Below are 22,828 nucleotides of genomic sequence, written 5' to 3'. Positions count from 1 at the left end.
AGTTGTCGGTGTCGCTACGCCCGGACCCGCGGCTGCTGTTGGGTGACGTGTCCCCCGAGGAACGGGCCGCGCTCGAATCAGCGACGTACGCACCGACCGCGTTGAATCAGGTCGAGTCGCTGAGGACCGGGTTGCCGGTGACGGTGCCGCGCTGGTATCTGGGCGGGAGAAGCTATCCGGAGGTCAACGGCTGGGCACCGTTCGACAACCGCCGCGTTGGCTGGTTCATCGTCTACCCCGACGACACCATCGTGCCGGGTGGTGAGGGTGACGGCGGCTTCCCGTCTGAGCGTGCGCTCACACAGTCCGCGAGACGCGCCGGGTACCGCACCCGTTAGCCGTGTCGAGGATATTGGGCCGAACAGCGGTGCGGAGTGACCAGGAAAACCCACGTCAAGCACAGCGGATACACGAGGGTATTGCTCGAAACCCTCTACCCCACACTGCCTTCCGACACCGCTGCTCTTGTAGCCACCGAACGGCGCGTCGGCGCCGTAGAACATCCCACCGTTCACTCCGAACGAACCGGTGCGGATCCGGCGCGCGATGCTCATCCCCCGCTCGAGCGACCGTGAACTGACCGCACCCGCAAGTCCGTAGGCGCTGTCGTTGGCGATGCGCACCGCTTCGTCGTCGTCGTCGAACGCAATGATGACGAGCACCGGACCGAAGACCTCCTGTTGCGCGATCGCGGCGTTGTTGTCGACCCCCACGACGACGGTGGGTGCGATGTAGTGACCGCCCGCCAGATGGTCGGGCAGGTCCGGGACCGCGCCGCCGCCCGTGGTGATCTCGGCCCCGTCCCGGCGAGCCTGTTCGATCGCGTCGAGCACCCTCGTCTTCTGTGCCGCGCTGATCACCGGTCCGACAAGGGTTTCCGGGTGCACGGGGTCACCGACGGGCACTACCTGGTAGGCGGCGGTGACACTTGCGACGGCCTCGTCGTAGCGCGACCGGTGCACGAGCATCCGGGTGGTGGCCGCACAGGCCTGTCCGGCGTGCACGCAGACGCCCACCGCCGAGCCGATGACCGCGGCCGGGGGCGCGTCGTCGAGCACGATGGACACCGACTTGCCGCCGAGTTCGAGGAACATCCGCTTCATGGTGTCGGCGCCCTGGCGCATCAGCAGCTTCCCGACCGCGGTCGAACCGGTGAACGAGATCATGTCGACCCGTGGATCGGTGCCGAGGATCGCCGCGACGTCGTTCGACGGGGTGGGAACGACATTGACGACGCCGGGCGGGATGTCGGTGCGCTCGGCGATCAACCGGCCCAGCCGCGTCGCGTTCCACGGCGTGTTCGGGTCGGGTTTGAGCACGACGGTGTTGCCGGTGGCCAGGGCAGGGCCGAGCTTGTTGAGGATCACCTCGATCGGGAAGTTCGACGGCGTGATCGCCGCGACGACACCGACGGCCTCCTTGACGACGGTGCGGACGTTGCGCTCGCCGAACAGCCCACCGCCCTCGAGGGGTCGATCCCAGTCGAAGTCGAGAAGCAGCCGTGCGGGATAGCTCAGGCCGTCCGCCAGGGGCCAGTCGAGTTGCGCGGAATGCGTCGTCATCACGGGGCAGCCGACCTCGGCGATCAACTCCTCCCGGAGGTCTTCCCGTTCGGCCTCGATCGCCGTCTGCAACTGGTCGAGGCAGCGCGCGCGCAGTCGCCGATTGGACGACCAGTCGGTCTCGTCGAACGCGCGCCTCGCGGCGGCGACGGCGCGGTTCATGTCCTCGGGACCGGCCGCTGCGGTGCGGCCCAACCGGGCTCCGGTCGCCGGGCTGAGGTTGTCGAACTCCCCACCCGAGGTCGACGGCACGAGCTGCCCGTCGATGAGCATCCGGGTTTCGGCCCGGTCAGCGGCCCTCCTGGCGACCTCGATGCTGGTCTCGGCCCGTTCTTCTGAATACCGGGTGGAGCTCACGCACCTACCTCGTAGAATCGGAGTCTGCTGGACGATCAACTGTAAACCTTACAGTAGGTTCATTCAACGGCTGGCACGCAGAGAGGGTTGTCTTGATCAAGGTCATGGAGGGCGTCCGCGTCCTCGAGGTCGCGCAGTTCACGTTCGTCCCGGCGGCGGGCGCCATCCTCGCCGACTGGGGTGCCGACGTCATCAAGGTCGAGCACCCGGTGCGCGGAGACACCCAGCGCGGCTTCATCAACATGGGTGGCTTCCAGCTCGACCCCGACCGGCACCCGCTGATCGAACATCCCAACCGCGGTAAGCGCAGCGTCGGCATCGACGTGTCGAAGCCCGAAGGGCAGGAAGTCCTCTACGAGATCGCCAAGACCGCCGACGTCTTCCTGACCAACTACCTGCCGGCGCAACGGCAGAAGAACAAGTTCGACATCGAGCACATCCGCGCGGCGAACCCGACGATCATCTATGCACGCGGCAGCGCCTACGGCGACAAGGGACCGGAACGCGACATCGGCGGCTTCGACGGGACGGCGTTCTGGACGCGTAGCGGGGTGGGCCATGCGTTGACCCCGGAGGAGATCAAAGGCGCATTGTCGCAGGGCATCCCGGCGTTCGGCGACTCGATCGGCGGCATGAACATCGCGGGCGGTATCTCGGCGGCGCTCTTTCATCGCGAGCGCACGGGCGAGGCCGTCGAACTCGACGTCTCACTGCTCAGCACCGCGTGGTGGGCGGCGGGCGCGAGCGTCACGCAAGGCATGGAGACAGGCGAGACCATGCGGTCGCTGATGCCCGACTCGGTTGGACCGACGGTCAACCCGTTCCTCGGCAACTACCTCACCTCCGACGGCGGCACGATCAACCTGTGCATCGTCAGCCCGACCGGCTACATTCGCGACGCGTTCGAGCATCTGGGCCTGCCGGAGTTGGCCGACGATCCGCGCTTTTCCGACGTCATGCCGTTGATCGAGAATGCCGCCGCGGCCGTCGAGTTGATCGCGGAGTCGATTCGCAGCAAGCCGTTCGACTACTGGCGTCAGCACCTGAAGACGATGAAGGGCCAGTGGGCGCCGTTTCAGAGCCTGGTCGACCTCGGTAGCGACGAGCAGGCCATCGCCAACGACATGATCGTCGAGGTCGAGGCGGCCGCCGGCGAAAAACCGTTCAAGGTGGTGCGCGGACCGGTGCAGTTCAATCACGAACCGCTGCAGACCACCCGCGCACCGCAGGCGTCCGAGCACACCGAGCTGGTGCTGATGGACATCGGCATGGACTGGGACCGCATCGAGGCGCTGAAGGAAAAGGGCGCCATCGCCTAGCCCCCCATTCCCGCGAGCGCTACATGCGCGCACGCGCTCTCGCGTCGCTAGATGCGCTCCACACGCACCGGAACCCCTGTCAGCCAGGCCATCCCCGACAGCGTCTCCACATCCGCGGGGTCGCTGGACGTCAATTGGTTGACGTTCGCACCACCGGCGCGGTTGGCCAGTCGCCACGTTCCCGTCCCCTTGTGGCCCCAGCCGTGCGGAACCGCCACCACCCCGGCGACAAGATCCTTCGTCGTCGACACCGGCACCGCGATGGCGCCGTACGGCGAGCTGATCCGCACCTCGTCGCCGTCGGCGATCTGCTGCTCCGCCGCGTCGTCGACATGCATCAGCGCATGCTGTCGACGCTCACCTCGCATCAACAACGGCGAGTTGTGCATCCACGAGTTCTCCGAGCGTGGCTCGCGCAGGCCGATCATCCGCAGCGGGTACCCCTCGGGATGCGACCGCTGCGACAGCTTCGCCGCCTCGGCGGCGATGCCGGGATGAGCCAACCGCACACGCCGCGACAGGTAGGCGACCGCGTCGCGCAACACACCGGTGCGGATATGGGGCGACAACACGATGCCGTGCGGGTGCTCCTCGGTCAGCCGTCGCAGCGTCAACCCGCCGCGACGCAGACCGAACCGGTTGCCGCCCTCCGACATTCGTACCAGCGCGTCGACCATCATCCGCGGGGAGACATCGACCCCCATCACCCCGAACGCCTTCCGCACACCGGTGAACGCCGCGAAGGCCGGCACCCGGTGGCCCAGCCGCCGAGCAAGCTCGCAGACGATGTCCCACTCACCGCGCGCCTCCCCCACCGGCGCGACGACCGCCTCGGTCGCCTGCCGGAACGGCGTGGCCTGGAACGCCTGGAAGGTGTACGGGAAGTCGTCGCGCTCGTACATGGTGGTGACCGGCAGGATGTAGTCGCAGCGGGCGGTCGTCTCGGTGACATAGAGATCGAGCCCCACCGACAGCTCCAGTTCGCCGAACGCTGTCTCGAGCTCGTCACCGTTGGGCACCGACAGCACGGGATTGCCGGCCGAGACGAACAGCGCCCTGATCCGACGGTCGCCCGGGGTAGTGACCTCCTTGGCCATCAGCGCCGCCGGCTCCGATCCGATCGCGCTCGGAATTCCGCTGACACGGGACCGCTTTCGCCGATACGACCGTCGCATCACGGCGCCCATCGCAACGTTCTGCCACCGCTGCCCGACAGTGTGCATCGAGCTGAACACCGAACCGCCCGGCACGTCGAGGTTGCCCGAAACCAGGTTCACCGCGTCGATCAGGTAGGTGGTGAGCGTGCCGTGAGTGCCCACGCAGGTACCGAGCCTGCCGTACACCGCCGCGCGCTCGGCGCGCACCAGGTCACGTGCCAGCGTGCGCACGCTGTCCGCGTCGATGCCGGTCTGCGTGGCCGTCGCTTCCGGAGTGAACGGCAGGCACATCGCCCGCAACCAGTCCACGCCGTCGGCCTGCCGACTCCCCCGCGCCACATCGACCAGGCCTTCGGCGAACATCACCTGCAACAGCGACAGCAGCAACAAGGAGTCGGTGTCCGGGACGATGCCCAGCCATTCGAAGGCCGCGGCGGTCTCGGAACGCCGCGGGTCGACGATCACCACCCGGCCCCCGCGCTTGACGATGTCGTGCATGCGGTCCTTGATCCGGGGCGCGGTCAAGAAGCTACCGTGCGACACAACGGGATTGGCGCCCATCATGACCAACAGGTCGGTGCGCGTCAGGTCGGGGATGGGAACCGACGTCGGCACACCGTAGAGCAGTTGGCTCGCGATCAGCCGGCTGTTGGTGTCCTGGGACGACGCGGTGAAGTAGTGGCCGTACCGGCCGAGGCCCTTGACGAACAGCAGCGCCGCGAACGTGTGCGCATAGCTGAAGGCACCTGGGTTGCCCATGTACCATCCGACCGCCCCGGAGCCGTGCCGCCGCAGGATCCCCGACAGCCGGGACGCGATGTCGGCCATCGCCTCGTCCCAGCCGACCGGCTCGAAACCGTCCGGCCCGCGCCGCAGCGGTTGGGTGACGCGATCGGGGTCGTTGACCACCTCCGTGAAGGCGATTCCCTTCTGACAGGCGAAACCCGTCGACAACGGGTGCTCCTTGTCGGGCCGCAGCGCGACCAGGCGGCCGTCCTCGACAGTCGCGATCATTCCGCACAGCGGCTCACAGATCCGGCAGAACGTCGCCTTGTGCTCGATGACCGGTGACACGCCGACTACGATACTGTAAGCATTACAGTTAGCATAGGCCCGCTGGGGAGGAGTCGCAGGTGAACGACGTCGCGATCATCGGTGTCGGTTTGCATCCGTTCGGCCGCTTCGAGGGCAAGTCGGCCATGGAGATGGGCGTCGACGCGATCTTCGCCGCGGTGGCCGACGCCGGCGTCGAGTGGAAGGACATCCAGTTCGCCACCGGAGGCAGCTGGACCGTCGCCAACCCCGACGCGATCGTCGGCATGGTCGGCCTGTCCGGTATTCCCTTCACCAACGTGTTCAACGCCTGCGCGACGGCGGCGAGCGCCGCGAAGGCCTGCGCCGACGGTATCCGGCTGGGCGACTACGACATCGGCATCGCGATCGGCCTCGACAAGCATCCGCGCGGGGCGTTCACCGAGGATCCGGCGCTGGTCGGCATGCCGCGGTGGTACGCCGAGAACGGTCAGTACCTCACCACTCAGTTCTTCGGGATGAAGGCCAACCGGTACCTGCACGACCACGGCATCTCACAGCAGACCCTGGCGAAGGTCGCGGCGAAGAACTTCCGCAACGGCGCGTTGAACCCGAATGCGTTCCGGCGCAAACCGATCCCCGAGGACCAGATCCTCAACTCCGCCATGCTGAACTACCCGCTCACCCAGTACATGTTCTGCGCTCCGGACGAAGGCGCGGCGGCCGTGGTGATGTGCCGCGCCGACATCGCCGAGCGGTACACCTCCAAGCCGGTGTATCTGCGCGCAGTCGAAGTCCGCACCCGCAAGTACGGCGCCTACGAGGTCAACACCACGTTCGCGCCGGTCGAGCAAGACGTCGCGCCCACTGTTTACGCGGCGCGCGCCGCATTCGAAAAGTCCGGTGTGGCACCCGAAGACGTCGACGTCGTGCAGTTACAGGACACCGACGCGGGGGCGGAGATCATCCACATGGCCGAGTGCGGCTTCTGCGCCGACGGGGAGCAGGAGAAGCTCCTCGCCGAGGGTGCGACGGAGATCACCGGTCCCCTGCCGGTCAACACCGACGGCGGCCTGATCGCCAACGGTGAACCGATCGGCGCCTCCGGCCTGCGGCAGATCCACGAACTGGTCAGGCAACTGCGCGGCGAGGCCGGTGACCGGCAGGTGCCCGGCGAGCCGAAAGTCGGTTTCGCCCAGCTGTACGGCGCACCGGGCACCGCCGCCGCGACGATCCTCACCAGGTGACCGTCTGACTCGGCGGACGATCAGGGATTCATCGGCGCACATCCGCACGGTGAACGTGGCAGAGTGCCCGTAACGCCACTGCCACATCGGAGGACCGCCATGCCCATAATCACGACAAGCGACGGCGTCGACATCCACTTCAAGGACTGGGGTTCCGGTCAGCCGATCGTGTTCAGCCACGGCTGGCCGCTGTCGTCCGACGACTGGGACACCCAGATGCTGTTCTTCCTGCAGCACGGATACCGTGTCGTCGCCCATGACCGCCGCGGGCACGGCCGGTCGGCACAGGTCGCCGACGGTCACGACATGGACCACTACGCCGACGACCTGGCCGCGGTCGTCGAGCATCTCGACCTGCACGACGCGATCCACGTCGGCCACTCGACGGGCGGCGGCGAAGTGGCTCACTATCTGGCCCGGCACGGCGAGAGCCGCGCCGCCAAGGCGGCGCTCATCAGCGCGGTCCCGCCGCTGATGGTCAAGACCAAGGCCAATCCCGACGGGCTGCCCAAGGAGGTGTTCGACGACCTGCAGGCACAACTGGCCGCCAACCGTTCGACGTTCTACCGTGCGCTGCCGTCCGGCCCGTTCTACGGGTTCAACCGGCCGGGAACGGAATCGTCGGAAGCCATCATCGCGAACTGGTGGCGCCAGGGCATGATGGGCGACGCGAAGGCGCACTACGACGGCATCGTCGCGTTCTCGCAGACCGATTTCACCGAGGACCTCAAGAAGATCACGATTCCCGTCCTGGTGATGCACAGCGAGGACGACCAGATCGTGCCGTATGTCGCCGCGGGTCCCCGGTCGGCCGAGCTGCTGGCGAACGGCACGCTGAAGACCTACCAGGGATATCCGCACGGCATGCCGACCACCCAGGCCGACGTCATCAACGCCGACCTCCTGGAGTTTTTCAACTCCTGAGGCCTACTTCATCAGCCGGCGGGACAGCCGGCCGATGGCCCGACGCACCGGATCGGAGATGTACACGGCGACAACGCCGTTGCCGACGTCCTCGCGCAGGCGCGTGAGCTTCGAGCTCTTGATGCGCCACTGTCCGTCGGCCTTATCGTAGGTCTCGTGGTAGTGCCCGTACCCGCGCAGGTTCACCCCCGGGCCGAACCGCACGACGTCCTCGAGCGCCCACACGCCTCGCGCGGTGGTTGCCGAAGTCATCTCGATCTCGGGCGCGTGAACCTGGTGCACGGTGGCCTGGCTGCGCAGGCTCTTGCGGGTGAACGCGACGAACTCGTCGGCGCCGTCGATCACCTTGCCGCCCGCTTCGGAGGTGTCGCTGTGGAAGTCGTCGGTGAAGATGGCCCGCCATGCCGCCCAGTCCTTGGTGTCGAGGAGTCGGCAGTAGCGCGCCTTCAGCTGCTTGATCGACTCGATCTCGACGAGTTCGGCCGCGGTCATATGGCCATCGCTTCCGCCTGCTCGACGTAGAACCGTGCCGCTCGCCTGATCGACTCGGCGGTCGGCCGCGGCTGCCAGCCCAGTTCCCTGGTCGCCTTGGCGTGGTCGGCGGGCGCCATGATGTGCAACAGCCGGATGCCGTTCGTGTTGATCGGAACGTCGCGTCGCACCAGCCGTCCCACCACCTCGGCGACCCCTACCGCTGCATATACCAACCCCAGCGGCACGCCGAACCGCGGAGGCTTCGCGCCCACCGCAGTCGCGGCTGTCTGCAACATCTCCCGCATCGACATGTATGTCTCCGAGATGATGTAGCGCTCCCCGATGCGGCCGTGGTCGCCGGCGAGCAGGAACGCCTCCGCGACGTCCTCGATACCGACGACTTCGGTGTGCACGCTGTTGATGTAAGCGGGAAGCTTGCCGAGGGCCGCGTACTGGACCATCAGGCCTTGATGCGGTTGCCAGTCGCCCGGGCCGTACGGGTTCGACACGCACATCGCCACCGCGGGCAGGCCGCGCTCGCGCGCGTAGCGCAGCACCAGATCCTCTGCCTGGCGGCGCGATTCGATGTAAGGACCCCCCTTGTCGCCCCAGTCGAACGGCATGTCCTCGGTCACCGGTGTGCGCCCGTCGCCGAGCGCGATCGTGCCGATGGTGCTGCAGAACACGAACCGGTGCAGGTCCGCGTCGGCGGCGATGTCGAGCACCCGCCGCAGGCAGTTCACGTTGGTCTCGAACAGCGGCGCCGGGTCGCGCAGGTGGAATCGGGTGTCGACGATGCAGTAGTAGACGACGTCCCGGTCGGCCATCGCCGCGCGCAGTGCGTCCTCGTCGTAGAGGTCGCCGTAACACCGCTCGACGTCCAGGTCGTCGATGGCCACCGTCGAACTGGTCTTGCGCAGGTAGACCCGCACGTCGTGGCCACGCTCGACGAGCATGCGCGTCACATGCGATCCGACGAACCCGCTCGGCCCCATCACCAGTGCCCTGCGGCGGCCCCGCGGAGGTCTGTCGTTCATGCTTCCTTCATCTCACGAGCGTGCGCAAAATGTTGTGATATGCCGGCGTGTCGGGCGCAGACACGCGCTCGGCCCGAGGTCAGGATACGACCGCGGCGTACGCCGGCTTGCCGAGCCCGAGGACGTACTGCGCGATCATGTTGCGGAACACCTCGAGCGTGCCGCCGTAGATCCCGACCAGCGGCGCGAACCGGAACACGTACTCGGCGGCGCCGTCGTCGGCGGCGCCGTCGGTGCCGAGTGGGAGGGACGCGGCGGTGCCGAGGATGTCCATCAGGTCCGGTGAGATGTCGCGCATCGTCTGCGCCAGCGCCACCCGGCCGAAGATGTTGGGCGTCGCGAAGGACGCCTCCATCCGGGCGACGCTGCGGCCCAACCGGTATGCCACCGAGCCGTCGTCGAGGAGCCGGCGACCGTTCGGGTCCTTCTCGGTGACCTTGGCGGCGGCCTTGTCGGCGGCGATGGCCATGAACTCGGCCTGGTGCATCATGATCGCGACGTCGGCCAGGCCGTCGGTGGCCGCCTCGACCGCGCCGTGCTCGGCGTTGAGCGGCTCGCGCACCACGGTCCAGCCGTTGTTCACCTCGCCGAGCCGGTACTTGTCGTCGACGCGCACGTCGGTGTAGTAGACGATGTTCGTCCGGTCGCCGTCGACGGTGCGGATGCCCTGGATCTCGATGCCCGGCGTGTCGAGCGGGACCAGGAACATCGTGAGGCTCTTGTGTTTCGGCGCCGACGGGTCGGTGTTGGTGATCAGGAAGACGTACTGGCAGTTGTGCGCGCCGGTGGTGAACATCTTGGACCCGTTGATCACCCAGCTGTCCCCGTCGCGGACGGCCCGGGTCTTGCAGGTGGCCACGTCGGAGCCGCCCTCGGGCTCGGTGTAGCCGAGGCACATCCGCACATGTCCGCTGTAGACACCTGGCATCACTTCGGCTTTGAGTTCCTCGGACCCGAATTTCTGCACCGACCGCGCGATCATGGCGGTGGTACCGAACGTCACCCACGGCACGTGCGCGCGACGCTTCTCCAGCTCCCAGATGCGACGCCTGACCCGGTTGAACCCGCCCTCGGATTCGGGCTTCCATTCGCGGGCAAGGTAACCGGCTTCGCCGAGCGCCAGATGCACGCCCTCGTCGAAGTTGTCGCCGGTCTCGCGGTCGCGGCGCAGCACGTCCTCGGTGACGATCGACTGCAGGAACGCGCGCGACTCGTCCTGGAACGCCTGATCGTCGTCCGACAACTCGACTCGTGAGAAGTCCACTACTTGCCCTCTTTGCTCTCGCGCGCCGCGACGATCTCGGCGATGTACTTCGCGCTGGCGCCCGGATCGCCGCCGGCGAGCGCCCATCCGCGGGCCCGCACCAGGTACGCGGTGGCCGCGGCCTCGGCCGACACCCCCAGACCGCCTTGCACCTGCACGGCCATCGTGGCCGCCTTGGAAGCCTCCTCGGCCATGAACACGAACGCCGACGGCGCGAGTTCGGGCCGCTCGTCGGGCTCGTTGTCGAGGAACCACGCCGCGCGCCGCGCCAGGTTGCGTCCGCCCTGCACCGTGATCGCGATGTTGGCCAACGGGTGCGAGATGGCCTGCAACGTCGAGATCGGTACGCCGAGGGTGTAGCGCGTCTTGGCGAACTCAGCCGCGATGGTCATGGTCTCCTCGACGAGGCCGGCCAGCGCCGCGCCCATGAGTACCCGCCACTCATTCAGCGCCCGTTGGTATTTCGCAAGCACGTCGGGTCCGGACCCCAGCACCGTCCGGTTGTCGGCGGCAGCCGGGTCGATCCACGCCATGGGCAGCCTGCCGATGTTGTCGACCTTCGCAGGCCGGGTCGCGAACGTGAGCTTCACGATGTCGTCTCCGTCGCGCATGACGATGTGGTCGGCCACCGACCCGCTCGGCACCAAGCGCACGCCCGACACGCTGTCGTGCCGGGCGTCGAACCCCATCACCTGCTTGCCGCTCACGACGTCGGGGTCGAGCACGCCGAGCCTGCCGAGCAGACGCGCGGCGCAGACGTGATCGATCCACGGCACCGGCGCCAGTGAGCGGCCGATCTCCTCGGCCACCAACGTCAGGTCGACGAGCGTGGCGCCGTCGCCGCCGGCGTCCTCCGGCAGCGCCATCGTCGAAGCACCCATCGCGCACAGCCGCTCCCACAGGCTCTTGTCGAAACCGGACGGCTCTGCGGCGCGGACGGTTTCGATGGAGCAGTGCGTCTTGAAGAAGTCCTTGTACGCGGACTGCAGCGCCTGGTGGTCCTCGGACAGGCTGTAATCCAGCCTGCGTAGCTCGTAGCGGTCCATCGTCAGGTCTCCTGTCCGAAGAAGAATTCGGCGGCGTTGTTGTACAGATAGTTGTCCAGCACCTCGGCCGACAGGTCAAGGGCCTGTGCCTCCGGCACCACGCGGCGCATCTTGAGCACCGGCCAGTCCGACGCGTAGATGACCTTGTTCTGGCCGCGGGTGCGCATGTAGTGCAGCAGGCTGTCGGGCAACCGCTTCGGCGACCACGCCGACGTCATCAGCCGCAGGTTCTGGTACTTGATCAACAGCCGGATCGCCACGTCCCACCACGGGTCGGCGCCGTGGATCATGCACAGCTTGAGCTCGGGGAAGCGCACGCACACCCGGTCGAGGTGGATCGGGTTCTGCACCTCGCCGGGGATCGGCGGGCCGGGGATGCCAGTGTTGATACACAGCGGCAAGCCGAGCTCCGCGCATTTGGTGTAGAGCGGGTAGTAGACGGCGTCGCTGGGCGGATACTGCCCGTCCCCCCAGAAGCTCGGCCCGACAACGGCATACGCCACCGGCAGATCCCGGACGACGGCGGACAACTGCGCCAGCGACGGCATGGGGCGCAGCAGGTTGACACCTCCCATGGCCAGAGCGAACCGCTCCGGCCTGGCCTCGACGAACCTGCGCGCCGTCGTCGAGGGCTTGGCCAGGTTGTCCATCAGAACGGCCTTGGCCACACCCTGTTCGTCCATCTCGTCGAGCAGTTCGGACAGGTCGACGGGCGCGAACATCGACTGCGGACCCTTGAAGTAGTCGTCGCGGACCTTGAGCATCCACGTCGGCTGTCGTTCGGTTTCCCCGAAGTGCACGTTGACCAGGCAGTCAATGGCCTTCATGTCAGCGACGCCTGTTGAGTCGCAGCGTCTTTGGCCCACCGGTAGTCGGGCTTGCCGTTGCCGAGCCGCCGGACCGCGTCCACGACGAGGAACTCCTTGGGCACCTTGAACCGCGCCAGTCGGGATGCGCAGTGCGCTTGCAGTTGGTCGGGCGCGGCGGCGTCGTCCCGGTACAGGGCGACCAACGCGACGACCTCCTGGCCCCATCGCTCACTGGGCCGCCCCACCACCAGCGCGTCGGCAACGGCCGGATGTGCGCGCAACACCTCTTCGACCTCCTCGACGAAGACCTTCTCACCGCCGGTGTTGACCACCAGAGAGTCGCGGCCGAACAGGCGCAGCGTGCCGTCGGCTGCCAGTGATCCGCGATCGCCGGAGATGACCACCCGTTGCCCGTCGACGACGGGAAAGGTCTTGCGGGTGGCCGCCTCGTCATCGAAGTAGCCGAGCGGGATGCGGCCACCGCGTGCGACGAACCCGACCTCCTCCTCGCCCGGACTCACGAACCGGCGGTAGTCCTCGGACAACACCAGCGCACCCTCACGCAGCTCGAAGGTGTCCTTCTCGGCGCCCCGCTGGCTGCGGCCGAAGCCGACGTTACCGGTCTCCGACGAGCCGTAACCGTTGATCAAGGTGATGTGCGGCAGCAGATCCAGCAGCGCGCGTTGGTGTTTGACATTGGTCGCGGCTCCGCCGGTGCCGATGGCGAACAGCGACGACAGATCGTAAGAACCGCTGCGCAATTCGTCGACCAGCGGTCCGGCGTACGCGTCGCCGACCATCGTCATCAGGCCGACCTTCTCCCGCTCGGCGGTCTGCAGCACCGCGCGGGGGTCGAAGCTGGTCTTGTCATACAGAATCACCGGTAGGCCGTTGAGCAACGCCGCGAAGGCGGTCCACATTCCGGCGGCGTGCATCAGCGGGGACACCGCGAACCACGGCGCGCCGCCGTGACCGACCCTGGCGTGGATGTCGTCGACGGAGTCGTGGTCGGCGCCGTTCATCGACACCACATAGGTGTCGCTCTGCCGCCACATCACGCCCTTGGGCCGACCAGTCGTGCCACCGGTGCAGACCATCAGCACGTCGTCGGGTGACGGCGCGATGGGCTGATCGGTATCACCCTGCGCCAGCGCGTCGTCCAGGCTCGTCACTCCGGGCAGCTGGGGCACCGAGGGCTTGTCGCCGGCGGTGCCGGCGATCCAGCCATCGTCCACCGCGATCATCAGGTCCGCGGTCGCCGGCGGCAGCACGTCGGCGAACTTCGGGCCGAACGATCGGTGGTAGATCACCGCACGCGGCCGCAGATAGTCGAGGAGTTCGGCGACCTCGCGGGGGGTGTAGTTGTAGTTGACGTTGACCGGCACCGTACGGGCTTTGAGGCAGCCGATCACCATGTCGGGATAGAGATCGTTGTGCATGATGAGTGCGACACGATCCTGTCCGCACTCCCAGTTGTCGAGCTCGGCGCGCTCGCGGTGGGCGCCCAGCCCCTGCCCGGCGAGGTAGTTGGCCAGACGGCGGGTGCGGTCCGCCGATTCACCGAACGTGCTGCGCCGCTCGCCGCACACCGTCATCAGGCGGTCCGGAACCGCCTGCGCCACCGCGTCGAGCACCGCCCCGATGGTCCACTCGGTCATGTCAGCCGGCCGGAACGTTCACGCCGAGCAGCTCGAGAGCATTGTCGCGCATGACCTTTCGCGTGTCCTCGGCACTGAACTCCGGGAACTGCGGGATGTCGGCGGTGAAGGCCATCGGGTCGGCCAGGCCCTCACCGTGCGGCCAGTCCGAACCGAACAGGATCTTGTCCACGCCGATGGTCTCGGCGAGCAGCTTCACGTCGTCCTCGTAGTACGGGGCGATCCAGACGTTGTTGCGGAGCTGCTCGACCGGATCATCCTTGAAGTGGTACGGCGCGGTGTTGGCGGCCTTCTTCAGTCGCTTGATCAAGCGGTAGACGAAGTACGAACCGTTCTCGATGCTGGCGACCTTCAGCTTCGGGTGGCGGGTGAACACCTGATGCACGATCATCGACGCCATCGAGTCGTGGATGGCTCGGTCGTCGAGCAGCACCTGGTCGAGCGGGTCCTTCTTGCCGAAGCCCTCGAACGTCGACTTTCCGCCCCACAGCGCCGCGATCGCGAGGTAACCGCTGTCGGACAGATGGAAGACCACCGGTACGCCGGCCTCGGCGAGCCGTGCCCACACCGGGTCGTGCACGGGGTCGCCGAGCGAGCGCGGCTTGACCAATCCCGGTACGGGCGCGGGCCGCACGCAGACGATCTTGGCCCCCCGGCTCAGCACGAACTCGACCTCGTCGACGGCCTTGTCGGGATCGGCCAACGAGATGATCGGCGCCGACAGGAACCGGTGGTCGGGGCGGTCGAAGCCCCAGTCCTCGTCCAGCCACAGGTTGAACGCGTGCACCGAGGCCATCGTCGCCTCGATGTCGTGCTTGAGCGCCTCCTCGACGCCGCACGCGAATGTCGGCAGCATGAACGCGGTTTCGAGGTTCTGCTTGTCCAGGACCTTGACCCGGGCGTCGCGGTTCTGATACTCGGGATGGTCGGCCAACCGGTCGACCTTCATCAGCGACGCCGGGTCGACGCCGTCGGGGATCTCGCCGCGGAACAACAGATCCAGACATCCCGGCTCGATGATCGGGTCGAACGTCGGGTTCGGGATGAAGTGATTGACGACGCCGCCCATGACGGCGAACGTGCGCTTGCCCTCGGTGAGCATCTGCACGCCACGGCGTTTGAACTCCTTGGGCAGGTGGCGGGTGAAGGAGTCGATCGGCTCGTAGTAGTGGTTGTCGACGTCGATAGCCATGTAGTCGAGTGTCATCGGATGTCCTCCTGCTCAGGCTTCAAAGGCGGGAAGTCGGGCGGGCGCTTCTCGAAGAAACTGGTGATGCCCTCGATGAAGTCGGGCCGGGCCATCGACTCGTGCATCAGCTTCTCGGCGTGGTCGCTGGCCTCGAAGACATCCCGCATGGTGTCTGCGTACACCTGTTGCTTGATCACCGCCAGGGAACTCGGAGCGCAGTTGGCGGCGATGTCCTCGGCGTAGGCGATCGCCCGCGGCAGGAGGTCGGCCGGAGCCAGGACGTCGTTGACCAGACCCAGCCGGGCGGCCTCGTCGGCGAGCAGCACCCGGCCCGAGAGCAGCAGGTCCATCGCGACGCCGGCGCCGACGACCCGCGGCAAGATCCACGAGATCCCGTACTCGGCGATCAGACCACGCCGAGCGAATGAGGTGGTGAACTTCGCGCCCTCGGCGGCGAAGCGGACGTCGCACGCCAACGCCAGCGTCAACCCCATTCCCGCGCACGCGCCGTTGACCGCGGCGATGACAGGTTTACGCATGCTCATCAGGAAGTGCGGATGCCGCGCGCCCACGAGCTTGCCGACGTCGGTGCCCGCCGCATCGTCGACGGTCGCGGCGCTGATCGTGGTCAGGTCGCCCATGTCGGCGCCGGCGCAGAACGCCCGGCCGCTGCCCGTGACGACGATCGCCCGCACGTCGGGGTCGGCCTCGGCGTCGTCGAGGCGCGCATAGAACGTCGTCGCAAGGCCTCCGCCCCATCCGTTCATGCGCTCGGGCCGGTTGAGCGTCAACACCGCGACGCCGGTGTCGCGCACCTCGTAGCGCACGGGTTCGGAGGCGACGGGGTCCGCGGCGTGCTCAGGAGCGCTCACCCGTCATCCTCCTATTGATCCGGGTTTGTGTAGGGCCCTACTGTACACCTATCGGTAGCGCCTTCTGCAACCACCGGATCACTCGCTGTTGATACACCCTAATGGCTGGTGAGGCGGCCGCATCCGTGGAGAAATCGGTCTTCACCGCCGCCCCCGAAGGGTTGTCCGAGACAAGGGCGCGAACGCCACTCGGGCCCGGACATCGGCGCGGGAGACAACCGAACAGCGAACGAACCTCGCCTTCCCCGGGACGCCCTGTGTTAAGGCAAGGCATACCTATTGTTTACTAGGTAAGCCTCAGCTAATCTTCGATCGCTACACAGCAATTTCACAGCCAACCAGGAGAAAACGTGCAAAGAGCCCTCCGACCCGACTCGATCGACTATGTCGACGAGTCAGGCTCGCAGTCCCGCCAGACCAGGTATCTGGTAGCTGGCCTCGCGATGGCAAGCGCCAGTGTCCTCGCCGTGAGTCCGGTGATGCCCACTCCGGCAGTGCCCGACGTCCGCGAGGCAGCCATCGAGCTGTCGGCGCTCGCCAATCCCCTGACCGAGTGGCAGCAGACCATCGCGAACACGTTCACCAGCCTGAACAGGCTGAGCACCGAGATCCCGGCCGCGTCGTCCGCGCTGCTGCAGGCGCTGGGCAACCCGGGGCTGCACGCCGAACTCGTCAACTCGATCGTTGCCAACGTGACGAATCCGCTGCCGCTGCTGAGCGCACTGGCGAATTTCCAGGCGACCTACGGTGACCGGATCGCCGCCGGGAACGCCGACACGGCGGCGGCACTGCAGGAGGCTTTCGCCACGCTGCCCGCGGTGCTGGTGGAATCGGCGCGCTTCCTCGCTCAGGGCGAGTTTCTCGAGGCGTTCAGCGCGCTGAACACCTGGTTCCTGGTGAATCTGCTGTCGGATTCGCGGCAATCACTGCTCGGTGTATTGGCGATTCCCGGCGATTTCGCCGACTCCGTCGGCTTACCAACGCTGGCGCGTGTGTTCGATTCCCTGCTCAACCGCGCCGTGGCGGGCAATCTCGGTAGGGCGCTGCTGACGGCGCACGTCACCTCGACCATCCAAACGATGGAGATCCTCGATCGCACGCGGGCCGCACTGCAGTCGGGCGACCCGGTGACCGCCGCCGGCGAGCTGATCAACCTGCCGGCCAGCTACCTCTACGCCTTCCTCAACGGATACGTACCGGACTTCGTCCCAGACCTGCCCAACCAGACGTTCCCCGGCCTGCTTCACTCCTTGGGCTTCGTCAACTTCTTCTTCGTCCAGATCCCCAACGCGATCGCCGGGGCTCTCGCAGCGCCGGCGGCACCGGCAGCCGCCGCGTTCGCGGCGGGACCCGACTCGCCGTCGCCGACCGACGTCCCCGGTAGCGGCGAGACCTTCGCGCTCACGGTCGAAACCGGTCAGGGCGCGTCCACGCTCGGCGAGACCGGGGAATCGCCCCTAGGCACGACAACAACCGTCGCCGAAGGCAATAGCGGAGAGTCGCACGGCGGCGTGTCCGGCGACGACGACACCGGCGAGGACGACGAGACCGCCGGTGACGACGGGACCACCGGCGGGGACGAGGAGACCACCGGCGACGACGACGACACCAGCAGCGGCGACGACGACAGCACCGGCGACGACGACGCGTCCGGCAGCACCGGCAGTACAACCGCTGGCGGAACCTCAACCGGCGACGGCGTGAACGGCGGCGGCACGTCCGGCGGCGACGCGTCGAAGTGAACGAGGTCCCTTTGGGGACAGCCGGTTTCGGCTGTTCCCGACGGGCATTCCGACGCCACGAACCGCGGTCCTCACCGACGCGGCCCGACCACCGTCCGCCGGCGCGGCGGCCTATGCGTCGACGATCCCGAACCGGCGATACGCTGCGTCGATCTGCGCTCTGGCGGTGTCGGGCAACTCGGCCTGCGGCGGCCGCGAATGCGGGTACGACCCGATGGGCAGGCCGAGAACGGACGCCGCGTACTTGAACGCCCCACCCCAGTGGGTGAAGTAGTCCGGCCGGCCCGGATAGCAGGTGAACCACGAGCCCATGTCGAGGTCGAACCGGTCCAAGCCGGAATCCCTTGCGAAGTCCATCGCCTCGACGAGTTTGTCGCTGCAGATCAGGTCCCAGTACTCCGAGAACGGCCGGTGCGCCGGGGTCTCGAAGAGGTAGCCGGCGGTGCCGAGCTGTGCCGGGCAGACGATGCCGTCGCGCAACCAGCCGGCCCGGTAGACCGTCTTGTCGCACTCCCACACCGCCAGGCCGGGCGCCAACTCGTGCAGCAGGCGGCTCGCGGCGGGCCGGAACGCGCCCTCCTTGGTGGCGCAGACCGCCGGGATCTCGTCGTAGATGCGCGCACTCTCGGCCGGCGTCAGCACGTAACCGGACGACGGCGAGTTGAACATGCCGAGCGCGATGTCGGTGCGATCGGCGATGTAGCGAAAGAACTTCAGGACGCCCTCCCCGCCGTGGGCCTCCATCATCGGCGTCTGGATGTAGACGATGTCGGCCCCGGACTGCTGGGCGTGCAGCGTCAACTCCAGGCAGTCCTTGGCCGTCATCGAACCGGTGCAGGCCTGCACGACGACGTCGGGATTGGCGGCGCGCCCCTCCTCGATCGCCACCTCCAACAGGCGTTTTCGCTCGTCGAGGGTCAGCGACCAGAACTCGGCGATACCGCTGGTGCACCACAGCAGCGGGTGGTGCAGCTCACCGACGCAGTGGCGCACCAGGATTCGGTAGGCCGCCCAGTCGATGTCGTCGCCGTCATCGCCGCAGAAGGGGGTGTAGAGGGAATCGCCGATGCCCCGCAGGTGCACGCGGGCCCACTCCCGCGCGTCTTTCGCCGTCGCCACGATGTCCTCCTGACGCTCAGGTGAAGTCTCAGGTGAAGCTCATGTGAAGTCGCTGCCCCCGTCGACGTTGACGTTGGCACCGGTCATGTAGGAGTTCCGTCGCGACGCGAGAAACGCGACGACGGGACCGATTTCGTCCGGCAGACCGGCCCGGGGCAGATGGGCCGGATGGCCGAAGTGCTCGCCGATGGCGGCCATCAACGCGTACGGATCACTGCCGTCGACCCCGACGGACTCGGCCCAGCCGATCAGCGCCTCGGATGCGATGCTGCCGGGCGAGACCACGTTGACCATGATCTCGTCCTTGGCCAGCAAGAGGGACAGGTTCTTGGACACGCTCGTGAGCGCGGCCTTGGCCGCGGTGTAGGCGGGCAGGATCACGCTCTGCCGCTGGGTCGAGTGGGCCGAGAAGTTCACGATGCGCGCCCACGACGCCGCGCGCAGCAGCGGTAGCGCCGAGCGCACACAGTGCACCATGCCCATCACGCCGCCGTCGAAGGCCGCGCGCCACTGCTCGTCGGTCAGATCCTCGAAGGTTCCGACGGACTCGGGTCCGACGGCGTTGATGAGGATGTTGAGTTCGCCCCAGCGCTCGCCGACCTCGTCGAACACCTTCTGCACCTGCGCGGCGTCGGTGATGTCGGCGGCCAGGCCCAGCGTGTCGGGGCTTCCGCACTCGCCCAGCGCGGTGGCGGCGTCGGAGACCACGGCCGCGGTGCGCCCGACGACGGCGATCCTCGCGCCGTCCCCGGCCAGGCACCGCGCGGCGGCCAGGCCCATCCCGCGTCCGCCACCGACCACGACGGCGGCGGCGTCTTTCAGCCCGAGATCCATGCTGTCGTCACGTCACTTCCGGGTGTTCGCCGACCTGATAGCGTGGAAAACCTTACTATAGGACTTACAGTAGAACAGCGGAAGGACCGTGGAGACCGTCGACGGGATGGCTCCCGGTATGGTTGACGGTAACGGCCAGGCGGCGACACACCTGCATAGTCGCAGATCAGAGGGCAGCCACCGGTACATTCAGGTCCACCAACCCCGGTCACGGGGGGCTGCGCGCGCGGCTGAATTCGATGGAGGTGCCCTTCGTGGCGAGGCAGGCGACCGCCGAGAAGCGTCAGCGACGCGAGCGCGGGTCCATCAATCCCGACGACATCATCAACGGCGCCTTCGAGCTCGCCGAGCAGGTGGGCATCGACAACCTGTCCATGCCGTTACTCGGCAAGCACCTCGGTGTCGGCGTCACGAGCATCTACTGGTACTTCCGCAAGAAGGACGATCTGCTCAACGCGATGACCGACCGCGCACTGCGCCAGTACGTGTTCGCGACGCCGTACGTCGAGGCCCGGGATTGGCGCGAGACGCTGCGCAACCATGCGCGCACGATGCGAAAGACCTTCATGGGCAACCCCATTCTGTGCGATCTGATCCTCATCCGGTCCGCGCTCAGCCCTCGCACCGCGAAGCTGGGCGTGCAGGAAGTGGAGAAGGCGATCGCCAGCCTGGTCGAGGCGGGGCTGTCGGCCGACGACGCGTTCGACACCTACTCCGCGGTGTCGGTGCACGTTCGCGGCTCGGTGGTGCTGCACCGGTTGCGTGAGAAGAACCGCGCCGTCAACGAGGGGCCCAGCGACCTCGAGGAGACGATGTCGATCGACGCCGACAGCACTCCCCTGGTGGCTCTGGTCACCGAGAAGGGGCATCACATCGGTGCTGCCGACGACAAGAACTTCGAGTTCGGCCTCGAGTGCATCCTCGACCATGCCGGGCGGCTGATCGAGACGAACAAGGCCAAGCCCGCGAAGAAGCCGTCCGCCCGCAAGCGCTGACTTTTCCGGAGTAGCTAGACCTCGATGACGACGGCGCCGCCCTGGCCGCCGCCTGCGCACATCGCGGCGACACCGATGCCGCCGCCGCGGCGCTGCAGCTCGTACACCAGCGTGGTGACCATGCGGGCGCCGGACGCGGCGATGGGATGGCCGAGGCTGCAACCACTTCCGGAGAAGTTCACCAGTTCCTCGTCGATGCCGAATTCCTTGCAGGCCGCGATCGGCACGGACGCGAACGCCTCGTTGATCTCCCACAGCGCGACATCGGACGCCCGCAGCCCGGCGCGGTCGAGCACCTTGCCGATCGCCCTCACCGCACCCAACCCGCAGTCGCGGGGCGCGATACCGGCTGCGGCCCAAGCCCTCACGCTGGCCATCTTCGTCAGGTTCTCGGCGTCGGCGTACTCGCTGTCGACGAGTGCGACCGCGGCCGCGGCGTCGTTGGTTCCGCTGCTGTTGCCCGCCGTGATCGAGAAGCCCTCGATCTCGGGATGCAGCGGCTTGAGGCCGGCGAGCTTCTCGACGGTGGTGTCGCGGCGCGGGTGCTCGTCGACGCTGAAGTCGATGACCGAACCGTCGAACTGCTCGACCTTCAGCGGCACGATCTCGTCGAGGAACTTGCCCGCGTCGATCGCCGCGATCGCGCGCTGGTGCGAACGCGCCGCCCACGCGTCCATTTCCTCGCGGCTGATGCCCGCCGCCTGCGCGGTGTTCCAGCCGACCGTGATCGACATGTCCTTGCACGGGGCGTCGGGCGTCTCGACGTGCGTCGGCGGCATCCAGCGCTCCTCGAACTTCAGCTCCGGCCCCGGGATGCGCCAGTTGACCAGCGGCGTCATCGACAGCGACTGCACACCGCCCGCGAGCAGCGAACGCTCCATGCCCGAGCCGATCTGGGCCGCGGCGTTGCCGATCGCGGTGAGGCTGCCCGCGCAGTGCCGGTTGACCGACTGACCGGGAACATCCTGCAGGCCGATGGCGTCGGCCGCGTAGCGCGCGAGATCACCGCCGCCGTAATGGGATTCGGCGACGATGATGTCGTCGATGGCGCTCGGGTCGACTCCGGAGCGACGAATCACCTCGGGTAGGACGGTGGTGATCAGCGTCTCGGGCGGGGTGTTGACCAGCGTGCCCTTGAAGGATCGACCGATCGCCGTCCGGGCTGCACCGACGATGACGGGTGTGCGCATGTTCTCCACCTCGGGGTTCGACGTTAGCGACGTTACAAAAATAGCAGGTTATGTATAGCGGGCGGTAGCGAGGGCGGTCACTCCGGCTCGGGGACGTGGAAATGCTCGTCACGCAGCCGGAACGCCTCCTTCGTGCCGTGTTGCGCCCGGGTCTTGACGAAGTTGAACTCGCCCTCGGCGAACTGCAGGTTCGTCCCGTAGGCGTGGAACAGATAGCTGGCCACCTCTTCGCCCTGATAGGCCTGGCTCTGCTCGACGAGCCGGAACGCCTCCTTGGCGATGACCACGCCGTCGGCGGGCATCTTGGCCGCCTTCTCCGCCCAGTACCGCGCCCTGGCGGTCACCGACCCGGCGTCACACGTGTCGGTGAAGACCCCCAGGTGTTCGACCGCGGCGGCCTCGATGATGTCGCCGGTCAGCAGCAGGCGCCGCGCCAGCACCGGACCGAGGCGATGGAAGAACATGTGCAGGCTGCCCAGTGCGGGACCGAGAAACCGGGTGGCGGGCATGCCGATCCGCGTATCGCGGGCGATCACCGAGATGTCGGTCATCAAGGCCATCTCGAACCCGCCGCCGAGTGCGTACCCGCTGATCTCCCCCACCGTCACCTTCGGGAAGCCCATGAGGTTGTGGTAGAAGCCGAACGACTTGCGATCCACGGTCAGCCGCCTGCGCTGACTGGGCCGCTTCTTGGCCTGCGCGGAGTCCTTCGACTTCCGCTCTTCGCGCGAGCGCTCATCGCCGTCGCCGTCGCCGTACCAGCCGTAGGCGTTGTTCATGTCGGCTCCGGTGCTGAACACCCCGCCGGCTCCGCGCAGCAGCACCACCGTGAGGTCGTCGTCGTCGGCGACGACGTCCAGACAGCGGCCGATCGCGTCCCGCATCGCCGCGTCATAGGAGTTGCGCTGGGCCGGATTGTTGAGCGTGACGGTCGCGATCCTCTTGTCACGGTCGACCTCGAAGAGCACGCGGTCATCGGCGGTGGTGGTCATCGACAGTCC

At 67.4% G+C, this 22,828-nt stretch carries 19 protein-coding genes; 5 read left to right on the top strand and 14 right to left on the bottom strand.

Annotated features, from left to right (window positions below):
- Window positions 1–77: 77 nt before the first annotated feature.
- Window positions 78–1,919, bottom strand: a complete 1,842-nt coding sequence (locus ABGB19_RS02065; RefSeq protein WP_347683464.1) for an aldehyde dehydrogenase family protein — start codon at window positions 1,917–1,919, stop codon at window positions 78–80.
- Between the two features lie 104 nt (window positions 1,920–2,023).
- Between ABGB19_RS02065 and ABGB19_RS02060 the strand changes: the two genes are divergently transcribed.
- Window positions 2,024–3,238 (top strand): CoA transferase, encoded by a 1,215-nt coding sequence (locus ABGB19_RS02060; RefSeq protein ID WP_347684668.1) that lies wholly within the window; start codon window positions 2,024–2,026, stop codon window positions 3,236–3,238.
- 47 nt (window positions 3,239–3,285) lie between these two features.
- Here ABGB19_RS02060 and ABGB19_RS02055 read toward each other — a convergent pair whose 3' ends face one another.
- Window positions 3,286–5,469, bottom strand: a complete 2,184-nt coding sequence (locus ABGB19_RS02055; RefSeq protein ID WP_347683462.1) for a molybdopterin-dependent oxidoreductase — start codon at window positions 5,467–5,469, stop codon at window positions 3,286–3,288.
- A 59-nt stretch (window positions 5,470–5,528) separates the two neighbouring features.
- Here ABGB19_RS02055 and ABGB19_RS02050 point away from each other — a divergent pair, with 59 nt between their 5' ends.
- Window positions 5,529–6,674 carry a thiolase family protein gene (locus tag ABGB19_RS02050; protein ID WP_347683460.1) on the top strand — a complete coding sequence of 382 codons (1,146 nt, stop codon included), beginning with the start codon at window positions 5,529–5,531 and terminating at the stop codon, window positions 6,672–6,674.
- Between the two features lie 99 nt (window positions 6,675–6,773).
- Window positions 6,774–7,598 (top strand): alpha/beta hydrolase, encoded by an 825-nt coding sequence (locus ABGB19_RS02045; protein WP_347683458.1) that lies wholly within the window; start codon window positions 6,774–6,776, stop codon window positions 7,596–7,598.
- A gap of 3 nt (window positions 7,599–7,601) precedes the next feature.
- On the opposite strand, the gene ABGB19_RS02040 is transcribed toward ABGB19_RS02045, so the two are convergent.
- From ABGB19_RS02040 to ABGB19_RS02005, 8 genes are all read right to left on the bottom strand, one after another.
- Window positions 7,602–8,090: a nuclear transport factor 2 family protein gene (locus ABGB19_RS02040; protein ID WP_347683456.1), complete on the bottom strand. Its 489-nt coding sequence runs from the start codon at window positions 8,088–8,090 to the stop codon at window positions 7,602–7,604.
- Window positions 8,087–9,109: an NAD-dependent epimerase/dehydratase family protein gene (locus ABGB19_RS02035; protein ID WP_347683454.1), complete on the bottom strand. Its 1,023-nt coding sequence runs from the start codon at window positions 9,107–9,109 to the stop codon at window positions 8,087–8,089. Before ABGB19_RS02035 ends, ABGB19_RS02040 begins: the two co-directional genes overlap by 4 nt.
- A gap of 79 nt (window positions 9,110–9,188) precedes the next feature.
- Window positions 9,189–10,373: an acyl-CoA dehydrogenase family protein gene (locus ABGB19_RS02030; RefSeq protein WP_347683452.1), complete on the bottom strand. Its 1,185-nt coding sequence runs from the start codon at window positions 10,371–10,373 to the stop codon at window positions 9,189–9,191.
- Complete coding sequence (locus tag ABGB19_RS02025) at window positions 10,373–11,419, bottom strand: acyl-CoA dehydrogenase (RefSeq protein ID WP_347683450.1); 1,047 nt, start codon at window positions 11,417–11,419, stop codon at window positions 10,373–10,375. The genes ABGB19_RS02030 and ABGB19_RS02025 overlap by 1 nt, the downstream gene beginning before the upstream one ends.
- A gap of 2 nt (window positions 11,420–11,421) precedes the next feature.
- Window positions 11,422–12,246 carry an amidohydrolase family protein gene (locus ABGB19_RS02020; RefSeq protein WP_347683448.1) on the bottom strand — a complete coding sequence of 275 codons (825 nt, stop codon included), beginning with the start codon at window positions 12,244–12,246 and terminating at the stop codon, window positions 11,422–11,424.
- Complete coding sequence (locus ABGB19_RS02015; RefSeq protein WP_347683446.1) at window positions 12,243–13,886, bottom strand: acyl-CoA synthetase; 1,644 nt, start codon at window positions 13,884–13,886, stop codon at window positions 12,243–12,245. The genes ABGB19_RS02020 and ABGB19_RS02015 overlap by 4 nt, the downstream gene beginning before the upstream one ends.
- 1 nt (window position 13,887) lies before the next feature.
- Window positions 13,888–15,093 (bottom strand): amidohydrolase family protein, encoded by a 1,206-nt coding sequence (locus ABGB19_RS02010; RefSeq protein ID WP_347683444.1) that lies wholly within the window; start codon window positions 15,091–15,093, stop codon window positions 13,888–13,890.
- Complete coding sequence (locus tag ABGB19_RS02005; protein WP_347683442.1) at window positions 15,090–15,947, bottom strand: enoyl-CoA hydratase; 858 nt, start codon at window positions 15,945–15,947, stop codon at window positions 15,090–15,092. The genes ABGB19_RS02010 and ABGB19_RS02005 overlap by 4 nt, the downstream gene beginning before the upstream one ends.
- Window positions 15,948–16,390: 443 nt before the next feature.
- On the opposite strand from ABGB19_RS02005, the gene ABGB19_RS02000 reads away from it, so the two are divergent.
- On the top strand, window positions 16,391–17,689 hold the full coding sequence (locus ABGB19_RS02000; RefSeq protein WP_347683440.1) for a hypothetical protein: 1,299 nt from the start codon (window positions 16,391–16,393) through the stop codon (window positions 17,687–17,689).
- A 111-nt stretch (window positions 17,690–17,800) separates the two neighbouring features.
- On the opposite strand, the gene ABGB19_RS01995 is transcribed toward ABGB19_RS02000, so the two are convergent.
- Window positions 17,801–18,808: a dihydrodipicolinate synthase family protein gene (locus ABGB19_RS01995; RefSeq protein ID WP_347683438.1), complete on the bottom strand. Its 1,008-nt coding sequence runs from the start codon at window positions 18,806–18,808 to the stop codon at window positions 17,801–17,803.
- Window positions 18,809–18,847: 39 nt separating this feature from the next.
- Window positions 18,848–19,642, bottom strand: a complete 795-nt coding sequence (locus tag ABGB19_RS01990; RefSeq protein WP_347683436.1) for an SDR family oxidoreductase — start codon at window positions 19,640–19,642, stop codon at window positions 18,848–18,850.
- A gap of 254 nt (window positions 19,643–19,896) precedes the next feature.
- On the opposite strand from ABGB19_RS01990, the gene ABGB19_RS01985 reads away from it, so the two are divergent.
- Complete coding sequence (locus tag ABGB19_RS01985) at window positions 19,897–20,637, top strand: TetR family transcriptional regulator (protein ID WP_347683434.1); 741 nt, start codon at window positions 19,897–19,899, stop codon at window positions 20,635–20,637.
- Window positions 20,638–20,651: 14 nt separating this feature from the next.
- On the opposite strand, the gene ABGB19_RS01980 is transcribed toward ABGB19_RS01985, so the two are convergent.
- Window positions 20,652–21,827: a thiolase family protein gene (locus ABGB19_RS01980; RefSeq protein ID WP_347683432.1), complete on the bottom strand. Its 1,176-nt coding sequence runs from the start codon at window positions 21,825–21,827 to the stop codon at window positions 20,652–20,654.
- 77 nt (window positions 21,828–21,904) lie between these two features.
- On the bottom strand, window positions 21,905–22,819 hold the full coding sequence (locus tag ABGB19_RS01975) for an enoyl-CoA hydratase/isomerase family protein (protein ID WP_347683430.1): 915 nt from the start codon (window positions 22,817–22,819) through the stop codon (window positions 21,905–21,907).
- Window positions 22,820–22,828: the final 9 nt, after the last annotated feature.

Origin of the sequence: Mycobacterium sp. B14F4 (genome assembly GCF_039871645.1) — a bacterium.
Taxonomy (GTDB): domain Bacteria; phylum Actinomycetota; class Actinomycetes; order Mycobacteriales; family Mycobacteriaceae; genus Mycobacterium.
Note: the sequence above shows the minus strand (reverse complement) of the source record. Positions and strands in the feature narration are given on the sequence as shown.